General features: G+C 73.0%; 14 protein-coding genes and 2 pseudogenes. 5 read left to right on the plus strand and 11 right to left on the minus strand.

The genetic code is table 11. The features are described from left to right. Positions 1-114: 114 nt before the first annotated feature. On the minus strand, positions 115-1,140 hold the full coding sequence (locus ACH4VX_RS05515) for a hemolysin family protein (protein ID WP_398366029.1): 1,026 nt from the start codon (positions 1,138-1,140) through the stop codon (positions 115-117). Further along, on the minus strand, positions 1,137-2,474 hold the full coding sequence (locus ACH4VX_RS05520; RefSeq protein ID WP_398366030.1) for a hemolysin family protein: 1,338 nt from the start codon (positions 2,472-2,474) through the stop codon (positions 1,137-1,139). Before ACH4VX_RS05520 ends, ACH4VX_RS05515 begins: the two co-directional genes overlap by 4 nt. 330 nt (positions 2,475-2,804) lie before the next feature. Here ACH4VX_RS05520 and ACH4VX_RS05525 point away from each other — a divergent pair. Next, positions 2,805-3,002: pseudogene (locus ACH4VX_RS05525) on the plus strand (tellurite resistance TerB family protein); the annotation flags it as partial. A 42-nt stretch (positions 3,003-3,044) separates the two neighbouring features. Here ACH4VX_RS05525 and ACH4VX_RS05530 read toward each other — a convergent pair. Together ACH4VX_RS05530 and ACH4VX_RS05535 are read right to left on the minus strand one after the other, a co-directional pair. Continuing rightward, entirely contained in the window at positions 3,045-3,977 is a 933-nt protein-coding gene (locus tag ACH4VX_RS05530; RefSeq protein WP_398366031.1) for a M56 family metallopeptidase, read from the minus strand. Between the two features lie 7 nt (positions 3,978-3,984). Next, positions 3,985-4,374: a BlaI/MecI/CopY family transcriptional regulator gene (locus ACH4VX_RS05535; protein ID WP_398366032.1), complete on the minus strand. Its 390-nt coding sequence runs from the start codon at positions 4,372-4,374 to the stop codon at positions 3,985-3,987. 141 nt (positions 4,375-4,515) lie between these two features. On the opposite strand from ACH4VX_RS05535, the gene ACH4VX_RS05540 reads away from it, so the two are divergent. The 3 genes from ACH4VX_RS05540 (at position 4,516) to ACH4VX_RS05550 (ending at position 5,954) form a co-directional block, all read left to right on the plus strand. After that, a complete protein-coding gene (locus ACH4VX_RS05540) occupies positions 4,516-4,785 on the plus strand; it encodes a twin-arginine translocase TatA/TatE family subunit (RefSeq protein ID WP_398366033.1) in 270 nt (89 codons plus the stop codon). Between the two features lie 150 nt (positions 4,786-4,935). After that, entirely contained in the window at positions 4,936-5,391 is a 456-nt protein-coding gene (locus ACH4VX_RS05545; protein WP_398366034.1) for a Crp/Fnr family transcriptional regulator, read from the plus strand. Between the two features lie 5 nt (positions 5,392-5,396). Then, positions 5,397-5,954 carry a CBS domain-containing protein gene (locus ACH4VX_RS05550; protein WP_398366035.1) on the plus strand — a complete coding sequence of 186 codons (558 nt, stop codon included), beginning with the start codon at positions 5,397-5,399 and terminating at the stop codon, positions 5,952-5,954. An 88-nt stretch (positions 5,955-6,042) separates the two neighbouring features. Here ACH4VX_RS05550 and ACH4VX_RS05555 read toward each other — a convergent pair. Then, a pseudogene (locus ACH4VX_RS05555) lies at positions 6,043-7,056 on the minus strand (molybdopterin-dependent oxidoreductase); the annotation flags it as partial. A 155-nt stretch (positions 7,057-7,211) separates the two neighbouring features. Between ACH4VX_RS05555 and ACH4VX_RS05560 the strand changes: the two are divergent. After that, positions 7,212-7,634: a pyridoxamine 5'-phosphate oxidase family protein gene (locus ACH4VX_RS05560; RefSeq protein WP_398366036.1), complete on the plus strand. Its 423-nt coding sequence runs from the start codon at positions 7,212-7,214 to the stop codon at positions 7,632-7,634. 11 nt (positions 7,635-7,645) lie between these two features. Here the strand turns inward: ACH4VX_RS05560 and ACH4VX_RS05565 are convergent, their stop codons facing one another. The 6 genes from ACH4VX_RS05565 to ACH4VX_RS05590 form a co-directional block, all read right to left on the minus strand. Beyond that, positions 7,646-8,341: a response regulator gene (locus ACH4VX_RS05565; protein ID WP_383617484.1), complete on the minus strand. Its 696-nt coding sequence runs from the start codon at positions 8,339-8,341 to the stop codon at positions 7,646-7,648. A 417-nt stretch (positions 8,342-8,758) separates the two neighbouring features. Further along, positions 8,759-9,208 carry a pyridoxamine 5'-phosphate oxidase family protein gene (locus tag ACH4VX_RS05570; protein WP_398366037.1) on the minus strand — a complete coding sequence of 150 codons (450 nt, stop codon included), beginning with the start codon at positions 9,206-9,208 and terminating at the stop codon, positions 8,759-8,761. A gap of 326 nt (positions 9,209-9,534) precedes the next feature. After that, entirely contained in the window at positions 9,535-9,873 is a 339-nt protein-coding gene (locus tag ACH4VX_RS05575) for an STAS domain-containing protein (protein ID WP_398366038.1), read from the minus strand. Continuing rightward, positions 9,870-11,192 (minus strand): PP2C family protein-serine/threonine phosphatase, encoded by a 1,323-nt coding sequence (locus ACH4VX_RS05580; RefSeq protein WP_398366039.1) that lies wholly within the window; start codon positions 11,190-11,192, stop codon positions 9,870-9,872. The genes ACH4VX_RS05575 and ACH4VX_RS05580 overlap by 4 nt, the downstream gene beginning before the upstream one ends. Further along, positions 11,192-11,995, minus strand: a complete 804-nt coding sequence (locus tag ACH4VX_RS05585) for an alpha/beta fold hydrolase (RefSeq protein WP_398366040.1) — start codon at positions 11,993-11,995, stop codon at positions 11,192-11,194. The genes ACH4VX_RS05580 and ACH4VX_RS05585 overlap by 1 nt, the downstream gene beginning before the upstream one ends. Positions 11,996-12,076: 81 nt before the next feature. Further along, the gene (locus tag ACH4VX_RS05590; protein ID WP_398366041.1) at positions 12,077-12,982 is read right to left on the minus strand and encodes an SGNH/GDSL hydrolase family protein; all 906 of its coding nucleotides are present in this window, start codon (positions 12,980-12,982) and stop codon (positions 12,077-12,079) included. Between the last annotated feature and the right edge of the window lie 355 nt (positions 12,983-13,337).

Genomic DNA, 13,337 nt, shown 5'->3' on the forward strand with positions numbered 1-13,337 from the left:
GTCGGGGACCGTGCCCCGAGGGGTCCGTCGGTCTGGCGGACAAGTACGTGCTCCTTCTGTGGGTGTGCGGATGCATAACGGTCCCGGCCGGAATCGTGTTCCCGGCGGCGGTGGTCAGGTGGTGGCCGGGGCGGCCGGTCCGACCAGTTCGGACAGTACGTCCTCCATGGTCACGAAGCCGAGGACCGTGCCGCTCTCCCCCACGACGGCGGCGAGGTGGCTGCCCTCGGCGCGCAGGGCGGTGAGGGTGTCGTCCAGCGGGGTGTCGATGCGCACCCGGGTGACCTTGTGCAGCGCGCCGCGCGGGAAGGGCCGGTCGCGGTCGGTGACGCCGAGCGTGTCCTTGATGTGCAGGTAGCCCAGGACGGCGCCGTCGGGGGCGGTGACCGGGAAGCGGGAGAATCCCGCCTCGGCGGCGAGGCGTTCCAGCCGGGCTGGGGTGATCGTGTGCGCTGCGGTGCGCATCCGGGGCGCGGGGACGAGGATCTCGCCGACCGGACGGGTGCCCAGCTCCAGCGCGTCGCGCAGCCGCTCCCCGTCGGCGGGGCCGAGCAGCCCGGCCTCGCTGGAGTCGACGACCATCCGGGCGAGCTGGTCGTCGGTGAAGACGGATCCGACCTCGTTCTTCGGCTCGACGCGCAGGAGTTTCAGCAGGACGTTGGCGAAGGCGTTGATGCCGAAGACGAACGGCCGCAGCGCCCGGGTCAGCGCCACCAGCGGCGGGCCCAGCAGCAGGGCGCTCGGCACCGGCGCGGCGAGCGCGATGTTCTTGGGCACCATCTCGCCGATCAGCATGTGCAGGTACGTGGCGAGGGTCAGGGCGATGACGAACGCGATCGGGTGCACCAGAGCGTGCGGCATGTGCACCGCCGCGAAGGCGGGCTCCAGCAGGTGCGCGATGGCGGGTTCGGCGACCGCGCCGAGCACCAGGGAGGAGACGGTGATGCCGAGCTGGGCGGTGGCCATCATCGCGGACAGGTGCTCCAGCGCCCACAGGGTCATCCGGGCCCGCTTCTCGCCGGCCCCGGCGCGCGGTTCGATCTGACTGCGGCGCACCGAGATCAGGGCGAACTCGGCGCCGACGAAGAAGGCGTTGGTCAGCAGGGTCAGGGCGCCGATGGCGAGCTGCAGGGCGGTCATCGGGCTCCCTCCACGGTCCGGGCCGGCCGCGGTACGGCCGGTGCGGTGATGCGTATGCGGTCGGCGCGGTGGTGCTCGACCTCCAGCACGTCGAGCCGCCAGCCGTCGAGGTCCACCGCGTCCCCCGGGGCGGGGATGCGGGCCAGGCGGGTGGCGATCAGTCCGGCCACGGTCTCGTACGGGCCCTCGGGCGCGGTGAGTCCCACGTCCGAGAGCCGGTCGAGGCGGACGCTGCCGCCGGCCTGCCACACCGCGCGCCCGTCGGCCGTCGCCGGGGCGGGCGCCAGGTCGGGCAGCTCCAGGGGGTCGTGCTCGTCGCGGACCTCGCCGACGACCTCCTCGACGATGTCCTCCACGGTGGCCACGCCCGCCGTGCCACCGTACTCGTCGATGATCACGGCCATGGTGCGGTGCGCGCGCATCCGTTCCAGCAGCCGGTCGGCGGGGAGGCTGTCGGGGACCAGCAGGGGCGGGGCGGTCAGGTCGGTGACGGGTGTGCCGGCCCGCTTCTCCGGGTCCAGGGCGAGCACGTCGCGGATGTGGACGGTGCCGACCACCTCGTCGAGGCTGTCGCGGTAGACCGGGAAGCGGGAGAGACCGGTGGCGTGGCTGAGGGCGGCCGCGTCGGCGGCGGTGGCGTGCGCCTCCAGGGCCCTGACGTCGACCCTCGGCGTCATCACGTTCTCGGCGGTCAGCTCGCTCAGGTGCAGGGTGCGGACGAAGAGTTCGGCGGAGTCCGCCTCCAGGGCGCCCTCGGCGGCCGAGTGCCGGGCCAGCGCGCCCAGTTCCTCGGCGGTGCGGGCGGAGGCCAGTTCCTCGGCGGGCTCCAGGCCGAAACGCCGTACGAACCGGTTCGCGGTGCTGTTCAGATGGCCGATGAACGGGCCGAACGCGGCGGTGAAGGCGCGCTGCGGGCCGGCGACCACCTTCGCGACCGCGGCCGGCCGGGAGATCGCCCAGTTCTTCGGCACCAGCTCACCGACCACCATCAGCACCACCGTGGACACCAGCACGCCCAGCACGGTGGCCGCCGTCGGGGCGGCGCCGCCCAGACCGGCCGCCCGCAGCGGTCCGCGCAGCAGCGCCGCGAGGGACGGTTCCGCCAGCATGCCGATCACCAGCGAGGTGACGGTGATGCCGAGCTGGGCGCCGGACAGCTGCAGCGTCAGCTGCCGTACGGCGGCCAGCGCGCCCTCGGCGCCGCGCTCGCCGGCCTCGGCGGCACGCTCCAGGTCACCGCGCTCGACGGTGGTCAGGGAGAACTCGGCCGCGACGAACACCGCGCACGCCAGGGTCAGCAGCAGGGCGAGCAGGAGCAGCAGGACCTCGGTCACCGCGCCACCCCCGCTTCCTCGGTGGCCGCGAGGCCCGGACGGCGGGAGGTGGCACGGCTGCTACTGGGAGGATCACCCATCGGGGGACCGTCGCTCCTTCTCGAACGCGTGGGAAGAGATGTGTGGAAGCAGGATGTCCCGGCTCCACACCTACTGTAAAGGAGACGCAAAGTCCCTCCCGGACCATCCCCCATGCTTCTACTCGCTTGTAGAAGTCATATCGCGCGCCGCCCTGTGCGCGGCACCCCCTTCACGGAACACACACGCTCAAGGAGCGGACGCCACCATGGCGTTCGAACGGCTGCTCGGCCCGCTCGGCGTGAGCGGTCCACCGCCGACTTCGCCTTCGGCGGGGTGAGCGTCCTGCAGGAGGTCGCCGAGGCGAGGAAGAAGCCCGCCGAGGCGCGGGCGGTGATCCGGATCGGGATCGTCATCGGCGGCGCCGACGGCGACTTCGACAAGGACGAGCGGGCCGTGGTCCGTGAGGCGTGCTACGCCCTCGGCCTGCCGCCGCACGAGTTCGGCCTGCGAGCGGGCCCCGGCCCCGCGGCGGGCCTGCCCGCCGCGGGGTCAGAGGGGCGTGGCCGCGTACAGGATGAGGACCATCGTCACGGCGGAGTTCGCGGACGACATCGCGGAGACGGCGGTCCCCGCGGCGGCGCCCCACACCGCCAGGCCGGCCAGGGTGAACAGCGACGGCAGGCGGCGCGCCGCCGGAGCGGGCCCGAGCAGGGCCGCCACCCGGCGCGGCACCGGGCCCGCCGCCGCGAGGCCCGCCAGCGTGGCCACCGGGGTGCCGCGCGACACCAGGGCCGCCTTGCCGATCGCCCGGGCCACGGTACGGCGGCTGCCGACCGTCCGCGCCGCGTCCTCGTCCGCCCACCGCTCCGCCGTGTACGCCACCGCGGTGCGCAGCGGCCGCAGGAAGGGGTTGGCGCGCGCGGCCAGCTGTACGGCGAGCAGGAAGCGGTGGTGGCGGGCGGCGAGGTGGGCCCGTTCGTGGGCGAACAGCGCCCGGCGCTCGGCCGGTTCCAGCCGTTCCAGCAACGCCGTGGTCACCACGACACGGTCCCGTCGGCCGCCCGGCAGCGCGTAGGCGTAGGGCACGTCGTCCGGCAGGACCGCGGCCTCCGTCCCGCGCAGCCCGGCCAGCGCCCGGTGGGCACGGCGACGTACCCGTCCGTGCCGCCACAGCGTCCGCCCGCACGCCACCAGCACCGCGCACAGGGCGGGGATCGCGACCTTGCCGGCCACCTCGTCGTAGGGCACCGCCGCGCGCACCTCGGGGTCCGACCAGCCGTCGGGCAGCGGGTTCCCGGGGAGCTGGGCGGTGCCGGCCACCATCAGCAGCCCCAGGCACACCGTGCTGCACACCGCCATCACCGCGGCCACCCCGGTCAGCAGCCGGGTCGCCGTGCGCGGATGCAGATGCTGCTCGGCGAGGCGCGCGATGGGCCACGCCGTCAGCGGCAGCACCAGCGGCAGCAGGACGAACACCCCCATGGCGGTCTCAGTCCTCCCCTTCGTCCCCCGACTGGCCCAGCAGCTCCCGCAGGAGGCGTTCGTCGTCCGGTCCGAGGCCGGTGACGAAGCTGGCCAGCACCGCCTCCCGGTCGCTCTCGGCGTCCAGCACCCTGCGCATCCGGTGGGCGGCCAGGCCCGCCTGGTCGGACGCGGACGTCCAGGTGAAGGACCGGCCCGTGCGCTCCCGGGTGACCACGCCCTTGGCCAGCAGCCTGGTCAGGATGGTGATGACGGTCGTATAGGCGAGGCCGCCGCCCAGGCGCTCCTGCACCCAGCCGGCCGTCGCCGGGCCGTCCGCCTCCCGCAGCGCCGCCAGGACCAGCGCCTCCAGCTCGCCCTGCCCCCGACGCCGGGCACCCTCCCGCTGCTCCGCCACGCCCCGCCTCCCTTCCGCCGCCTGTTCGCCGGGCAGACATCGTATAGACGCCCTCGGCCCCCGCACGCCACCCCACTCCTCTCTACAGTGATGTAGATTCCGCCTGGGCCGTCCGTGCCACGAAGAAGGAGCATCGCACCCATGTTCGGACTGAGCGAGCTGGCCGTCATCCTGATCGTCGTCATAGCCGTCCTCGCCGCCAAGAAGCTCCCGGAACTCACCCGCTCCGCGGGCAAGTCGGCCCGGATCCTCAAGGCCGAGGCCCGTGCGATGAAGGAGCAGGAGGGCAACGCGCCGAAGGCGCCCGCGACCCCCCGGATCATCCAGGGGGAGACACTGCCGCCCACCCCCGGATCCGAGCGGGCCGGGCGCACGGGTGACACGCCGCCCGAGGGCCGGCCGACCCGCTGACGGGGACGCCCCGCTCACCGATGGGGCCGAAGGTCCCTCGGAAGGGGCCGGGCGGCCCGTGGCATCTCCTACCGGCCGGGCACACGCTGATTGCGGGGGCCCCGAAGTCGCCGTTCCGCTGTGGCGGCAGGCACGGAAGGAGACGGAGCGATGACATCCACCACCACTCTGACCGCAGGTCTCCCGGCGGCGCACCGTGAAGGGCTGATGCGGCACGCCCGCGAGGTCTCCTTCGCGGCCGGGGTGCGCCTGTTCGAGGAGGGACGGCGCGCCGACCGGTTCTGGATCGTCCGGACCGGAACCGTCGCCCTCGACCTGCAGGTACCCGGTCACCGCGCGGCCGTGATCGAGTCGCTGGGCCACGGCGAGCTGATCGGCTGGTCCTGGCACTACCCGCCGCGCATGTGGCACCTGGGCGCCGAGACCACGAGCCCGGTGCGGGCCTGGGAGTTCGACGCGGAGGCCGTACGGACGCTGTGCGCCGAGGACCCCGAGTTCGGCCGCATGATCGCCGTGTGGGTCGGCCGGGTGGTCGCCCAGCGGCTGCACGCCACCCGGGTCCGGCTGCTCGATCTGTACGCCCCGTACGGCAGCGGAAGCAGGTGACGGCCGTGAACGGCAGCCCGCACACCGTGAGCGACGTCATGACGCGCGCCGTCGTCGCCGTCGGCCGCGACACCCCGTTCAAGGACGTCGTCCGGCTCATCGAGGAGTGGCAGGTCAGCGCGCTGCCCGTACTGGAGGGCGAGGGCCGGGTCGTCGGCGTCGTCTCCGAGGCCGATCTGCTGCTCAAGGAGGAGTTCCGCGACAGCGACCCCGACCGGTTCACCCAGCTGCGCCGGCTCTCCGACCTGGCCAGGGCGGGGGCGCTGACCGCCGGAGAGCTGATGAGCACCCCCGCCGTCACCGTCCACGCCGACGCCACCCTCGCGCAGGCGGCCCGCGTGATGGCCCAGCTCAGGCTGAAGCGGCTGCCCGTCGTCGACGCCGAAGGCCTGCTCAAGGGCGTCGTCAGCCGGGTCGACCTGCTGAAGGTCTTCCTGCCTCGGTCCGGGCGTGCGCGCCGCCGAGGTCCGCGGCGGTCAGGAACTTGCCCGGGGTGTACGTGTCCGGCTCGTCCTCGTCCTCGTCCAGGGCCACGAGGAACGGCAGGTCCGTGTACCGCTTGACGTAGTCGGTGAAGTACGGGGTCTCCCGGTCGGCGAAGAACTCCTTGAGGACGACGTGTCCCATGGCCATCGCCAGCGCGCCGTCCGTGCCGGGCTGGGCGGGCAGCCACTCGTCGGCGAACTTCACGTTGTCCGCGTAGTCCGGCGACACGGCGACGACCTTCTGGCCCCGGTAGCGGGCCTCGGCCATCCAGTGGGCGTCCGGGGTGCGGGTCACCGGCAGGTTGGAGCCCCACATGATCAGATACCCGGCGTCCCACCAGTCCCCGGACTCCGGTACGTCGGTCTGGTCGCCGAACACCTGCGGCGAGGCGACGGGCAGGTCGGCGTACCAGTCGTAGAAGGAGAGCATCACCCCGCCGAGCAGGGAGTAGAAGCGGGCCCCCGCGGCATGGGAGACCATCGACATCGCGGGGATCGGGGAGAACCCGGCCAGCCGGTCGGGGCCGTATTTCCTGATGGTGTGCACGTGCGCGGCGGCGGCCATCTCCGCCGCCTCGGTCCACGTCGCCCGCACCAGACCGCCCTTGCCGCGGGCCCGCTTGTAGCGGCGGGAGCGCTCGGGGTCGTCGACGATGTCCGCCCAGGCCGCGACCGGGTCGCCGAGGCGGGCCTTGGCCTCGCGGTACATCCCCAGCAGCACTCCGCGCACATAGGGGTAGCGCACACGGGTGGGCGAGTACGTGTACCAGGAGAAGGCTGCCCCCCGGGGGCAGCCGCGCGGCTCGTACTCGGGGCTGTCCGGGCCGACGGACGGGTAGTCCGTCTGCTGGGCCTCCCAGGTGATGATGCCGTCCTTGACGTACACCTTCCACGAGCAGGAGCCGGTGCAGTTCACTCCGTGGGTGGAGCGCACCACCTTGTCGTGCGACCAGCGGTCCCGGTAGAACTCGTCCGCCTGGCGGCCGCCCTTGCGGTGCAGCGAGCGCAGGTCCTTGGAGACCTCGGCCTTGGTGAAGAAGCGGCGGCTGCGCACCAGCGCCTCCGCCAGCCCGCCGTCCATGCCCGCCCGTGTCCGTGCCGCGCCGGTCTCCGCGCTCACCGTGCCACTCCGTTCCGGGCAGCGCTGCCCGTTCGATTCGTGATCGGTTACGCCGCACATGACTGTACGACCGGGGTCCCCCGAAAGGTCAACAGCAACACCAGGAACGCGGAAAGGGACTTGGCCGGGCCGGATGCGCCCGGCCGGGTGGTAGGGCCGGGTGGTAGGGCCGGTCGGCCCTACCGGCTCGCCGGACCCACGGGGACGATGGGGGAATGTCCCATGACGATGCCTTTCGCGCGCTCGACCGGCAGGAGTGCCTCCGCCTGCTGGCCAAGGTGCCGGTCGGCCGTGTGATCTACACCCGGCAGGCCCTGCCCGCGGTCCTGCCCGTCAACTTCTCCCTGGACACGGACGCCTCCGTGCTCCTGGCCACCTCCCCGGACTCGGACCTCGTACGCGCCGTCGACGGCACCGTGGTCGCCTTCGAGGCGGACGAGTTCCACGCGGAGACCCGCTCCGGCTGGAGCGTGATCGTCACCGGACGGGCCACCGTGGTGACCGGTCCGGCCGAGCACGAACGGCTCGCACGGACCGGCCCGACCTCGTGGATGCCGTCGCGGGAGACGGTGTTCGTGCGCATCGAGGCCGAGATGGTCACCGGCCGCGAGCTCAGGGGAGCCACGGCCGGGCAGTGAGCCGCGTGCCGTCAGCGGCCCTCCTGCCTCAGCCGGTCCTGGACCTGGGTGGCGATGACGGCGGCCTGGATGCGGCGCTCCACGCCGAGTTTGGCCAGCAGCCGGGAGATGTGGTTCTTGACCGTCTTCTCGGCCAGGTACAGCCGCTGGCCGATCTGGCGATTGGTCAGCCCTTCACCGATCAGGGCCAGGATCTCGCGCTCCCGGTCGGTCAGCCCGGGCAGCGCGTCCGGCTGCTCCTCCTCCTTCTGCTGTCCGCCGCGCAGCCGGGCCATCAGCCGGGTGGTGGCGCTCGGATCGAGCAGCGACTGGCCGCGGGCCACCGTGCGTACGGCGGTCACCAGGTCGGAGCCGCGGATCTGCTTCAGTACGTATCCGGACGCGCCGGCCATGATCGAGTCGAGCAGGGCCTCCTCGTCGTCGAACGAGGTCAGCATCAGACAGGCCAGGTCGGGCATGGCCGAGCGCAGCTCGCGGCACACGCTCACCCCGTCCCCGTCCGGCAGCCGTACGTCCAGGACCGCGACCTGGGGGCGCAGGGCGGGAACGCGGACCAGGGCCTGCTCGGCGGTGGCGGCCTCACCGACCACCGTGATGTCCGGTTCGTCGTTCAGCAGGTCGTGCACCCCCCGCCGGACCACCTCGTGGTCGTCCAGCAGGAAGACCCGGATCGGGCTGTCGGGTCCGGGCTGCTCGCCGTCCGCCATCGATTGCTCCTCGTTCCGCGCTGTGTGATCGTCGACGCCGTCTGAAATCCCCGGCCCTCACATCTTGCGCAATCCCGGGCCGAGAGACCAGGGCCGATCGGCCCCCCTGCCCGGCCGGCCCCAGTTACGCGGGCGGGAGCGAGGGGGGTGTCCTCGCGGTGGGCGGGGCATCCGGGTCCCGGTACCGAGGGCCGTCGGGGCAACCAGGGCGCCGGCCGGCGAGGTGCCGCCGTGCCCGGGCCCTGCCCCGTCCCCGGGTGAGGCCGGCGGCCTCGGCGGCGGGGCGAGGAGGACCGCGCCGTGGACCGGATGGTGGCCGGCGCACATGTGCGCGCGGGTGGCGGACGCAGGAGCCGTTCCGGGCCCGGTGCAGGGACGGGGCCGGCCCTGCCCCGCCCCGGGTGACGCCGGCGGCCGTCATCCGTCCGCGGCCGCCAGGCTCACCCCGTACAGGGAGCGTCCGCCGACGAGTTCGCGTCCGGTGACCAGCTCGGCCTCGATGCGGACGAAGACCTCCCGCGCCGAGGGCACCCAGGAGACCGGTCCGGTGCGGGCCAGGCGCCGGTGTTCGGCGCGGTCGGTCACCACCGTGGCCGGGCCCGTGACGACGACGCTCCAGCCGGACTGCCGGACGGCGTCGACGTCGTCGGCCTCGAAGGCGACCACCGCGCCGTCGACCGCGCGGACCAGTTCCGAACCGGCGGCGGTGCGCAGCAGGACCGCGCCGTCGGCGTCCAGGCGGAAGTTGACGGGCAGCACGGCGGGCAGGGCCCGGCGCGTGAAGACGACACGGCCGACGGGCACCCCGGCCATCAGCTGCAGGCACTCCTGCCGCCCGAGTTCACGGAAACCGTCATGGGGGTACATCGCCGGCCCCTCCTTCGCCCTTTGTCCGGTGCAGCGGTCCTGTGTCCTTCCACCCTGAGCCGGGCCCGACCGGAAGATGAGGGCCGACGGTCCCGTTCCCCCCGGAGAACGGCCCGGCCACGACTGCGTCGTACGGCGCCACGCGGCGTCGGTCCCGGGCATGGCCTCACCGGCCGCCGACGCACCGTGGTGGCAGCGTGCGGGAGCGGTCCGTGACGGCTCCGTGGGCGACTGCGTCCCGCTCTTCACGGCCGGGCCGGCCACCCCGGGCCCTGACCGGGCCCTGACGCCGCGGTGACGGCGCGTCTCCGGGGCGCTCCGCCCGTTCAGGTGTTGCTCGCGTCGCCGGCGCCGGGACGGAAGGTGAAGACCTGGTCGAGGCCGACGACCCGCAGAACGCGCATGGTGTTGGCGGGGACGGCGGCCAGAGCCATGTCGACACCTCGGACGCTCGCGTACCGGTGGACGGCGATCAGGGCGGTGATACCGCTGGAATCGCAGAATTCCAGTCCCGCCAGGTCGACGATCAGACACTGTCCCGGCTTCAGCGCCGTGGTCTCCACACACCGGCTCAACGCCGGTGCGTGGATGAAGTCGAGGTCGCCGACCACTTCCACGACAGGGCCTGCGGCGGTGTGCCGGGTGGAAAGACTCAGAGGGTTCATCGTGCCAGTCCGTTGCCGTGGACGGGTGTCGGACGGTCGTCGGGAACGCCCAGGGCGACCAGGGCGGTGTCGTCGTCCAGACCGTCACCGAAGCCCTCCAGCAATCCGTTCAGCGCGTCGACCAGTTTGCGGGCGCCGGTGGGTGCTTGTTCCTCGGCGAAGGCGTGCAGTGCTTCGGCACCGTACAGACTGCCGCGGTCGGCGCCGGTGCGTGCCTCGGTCAGACCGTCGGTGTAGAGCAGCAGGGTGTCACCGGGACCGAGGGTGGTCGTCCGGGTCGCGAAGTGCGCGTCGGTGAGGACGCCGATGAGCATGCCACCGGGTGTGGCGAGGAAGTCGGCCTCCCCTGAGGCCCGCAGGACCAGCGCCGGCGGATGCCCACCCGAGGCGAGACGTACCGCGGTGTGCCCGGTCGTGGCGTCGGGTTCGAGGACGCCGAGGACAGCCGTGCAGTAACGCGGGTCGTCACTGGCGGTATAACGCTCGTGCAGCGCGATGTTCAGCGTCGCCAGAGCGGTGGCGGGTTCGCTGGTGTGCAGGACGGCGGTCCGCAGGGTGTAGCGGATCAGGGAGGTGACGGCCGCCGCTTGGGGGCCCTTGCCGCACACGTCGCCTATGAAGAACGCCCAGCGGCCCTCGCCCACCGGGAACAGGTCGTAGAAGTCGCCGCCGAGCTGCAGGGCGGAGGCGATGTGGTAGGAGAAAGCCGTCTCCACACCGGGCACGTCGGGAAACGTCTCCGGCAGGAGGGTCTGCTGCAGGGCGGCGAGCGCCTCGGCCAGCCGGGCCCGGTCCTCCTCGGCCCGGCGGCGGAGTTCGTCCGCCTCCGCGCGTGTCCGCTCGGCCTCCTTGCGGCGGTGCAGGAGTTCCTCTTCGTAGGCGCGGCGGGCCGAGGCGTCGAAGACGGTGGTACGGATCAGCAGCGGGTCGCCCCGGCTGCCGTGCTTGACCACGGAGGAGACCAGTACGGGCAGGCGGCCGCCGTCGTGGGTCTTTATCTCCAGGGCTATGCCGTTGATCTCGCCCTGCATCCGCAGCAGGGGCGCGAAGTGCGTCTCGTGGTAGAGCTTGCCACCGACGGTGAGCAGGTCGGCGAAGCGCAGGCGCCCCACCACCGCCTCGCGTCGCAGTCCGAGCCAGCCCAGCAGGGTGGCGTTGATCTTGGCGATGGTGCCGTCCATCAGCGTCGACAAGTAGCCGCAGGGCGCCGACTCGTACAGTTCCTCCGCGCTGTCCTCCAGCAGCGCGGTGAACGCGGCATCGGTGGCGCCGCCGTCCCCGGCGCCCGGGGTGGCCGAGCCGTTTCCGGCCCGGTCCATCACGGCAGGTCCTTGAGGAAGTCCAGGATGGCGCCGGCGGTGGCCTCCGGGGCGCTCAGCTGTGGGCAGTGCCCGGTGGCGTCCAGTGTGACGAGGCGCGACGAGGGGATGGCGTCGTGCACGTACGCGCCGACCTCGGGGGGAGCGATGACGTCCTGGGAGCACTCGAGGATCAGTGTCGGTACCGCCACGCTCCTCAGATCCTCCCGGCTGTCGGACAGGAACGTGGTGCGCGCGAAGACGCGAGCCATGTCGGGGTCCGTGGCACAGAAGCTGTCGGTCAGTTCCTGTCCCAGCTCGGGCCGCTCCGGATTGCCCATGATGACCGGTGCCATCACCGAGGACCAGCCCAGGTAGTTCGACTCCAGGGAGTCGAGCAGCTCATCGATGTCCTCGGCGCTGAATCCGCCCCGGTAACCCTCGTCGTCGATGTAGCGGGGAGAGGGCGCCACCATCACCAGCGCGCCGATCCGCTCCGGCGCGGCCCGTGCGGCCAGCACGCCCACCACGGCACTGACCGAATGCCCCACGAACACCGCGTCGCGAAGATCCAGTGCCTGGCAGACCTCCGTCACATCCCGGGCGTAACCGTCCAGAGAGCCGTACCGCTCCGCGCTCCAGGCGGACAGATCCGAGCCGCCGGCACCCACGTAGTCGAAGAGCACCACCCGGTAGTCATCGATCAGGGCCGGTACGACCAGGCGCCACATGTTCTGGTCACAGCCGAACCCGTGCGCCAGCACCACGACCGGGCCGTCCGTCCGGCCGACGACCCGTACATTGTTCCTCTTGACAACATCCATCCCACCAGTATCCCCGGCCGCGCCGGGTACGTGCCCCCCGGCTCCGCGCCGCTCGGCGCGCGCTCCCCGGGCGGCTGCCGGTCAGGGGGCTTTCGAGAGCGGGGGGCCCGTCCCGCGGGACGGCGCCGAGGTCGCGCGGACGGCCGTGGCGAGGGCGTTTCCGACGGCCCTGGCCCCCGAGGCGTTGGGGTGCAGGGGGGCGGCCGGACGGGTGGGGGCCAGGCCCTCGATGTAGCGGTCGGCGGGGGCGGCGCAGATGTCGTGGCCGATCCCCAGGGTGTAGGTGTCGACGAAGGTCGCGCCGTGCTCTTCGGCCGTTCGCTCCAGTACGGCGCCGAGGTGGTCGACCACGCCTTGGATGTAGTTGGCGTCCTGCTTCCAGAAGGGCTGGGCGGGGTGACAGCCGTCGGTGCGGAGGTAGTTGCCGTAACCGACGACGAAGACCTCGGCGTTCGGCGCGCGCCGGGCGATCTCGTCCAGGACGGTGCCGAAGACCGGTGCCCAGGCGTCGATGCGGGCCCTGACCTTGTCGGTACCGCCCGCGGTGTTCTCCTCCGCGCAGCTGGTGCCGTAGGGCTGGGGCAGGATGTTGACGCAGTCCAGCGCTTCGCTGAAGACGTCGGCGTCGTTGCCGCCGATGGTGACGCTGACGATGTCGGCGGCGGGCGTGAGCGCGTCGTACTGGGGGGCGGTGCCCGGGTACTGGGACGTGCTCAGGTGGTCGGTGGTGGCGGCGGAGCAGGTGACGTCGGTGAGCCGCGCGCCGAGGTCCTGGGCCGCGACGCGCGGATAGCCGGCCAGGGAACGCAGGCACATCGGATCGGCCGGATCGGGCGGCGGCACCAGCGGTGCGGCCGCGTAGGAATCGCCGAGCGCGACGTACCGCGGTGGTTCGGCCGCGGTCGGCAGGGCCGTGACCGGTGCCGCGGCCGACAGGGCGCCGGTGGACAGCGCGGTCACCAGGGCCATGTGCAGGGTCGTCTTCAAGGACGCCTCCGTCCGGCGGGTCGGGATGCGCGGTTCCGTCTCGCGACGAGCATGCCCGAACGGGCATGCCGCCGCACGGCGGGCCACGGTTCGGTACTCCTGCCGGATGACGGGTGCGACACGGCTCCCCGGTGCTTGATGCAGCCGGTACGGCCACTGACGCCGTCCGGCGTGGCGGGCCGGGACCTTCCCGCCGGCCGGCACGACGTGCGCGCGGAGCCCGGCTCCGCGCGGGGTGGCGTGCGTGGCCGCGTCGTACGTCGGCCCGGGGCCGCTTCCGCCGCCGGGGAGGATCGGATCTCGCGCTGCGAAGAGACGACCGCAGGGTCGTCACCGCCTCTCGCGACGGGAGAGG

It is taken from the genome of Streptomyces sp. NPDC020731, assembly GCF_044334705.1.
GTDB lineage: Bacteria > Actinomycetota > Actinomycetes > Streptomycetales > Streptomycetaceae > Streptomyces.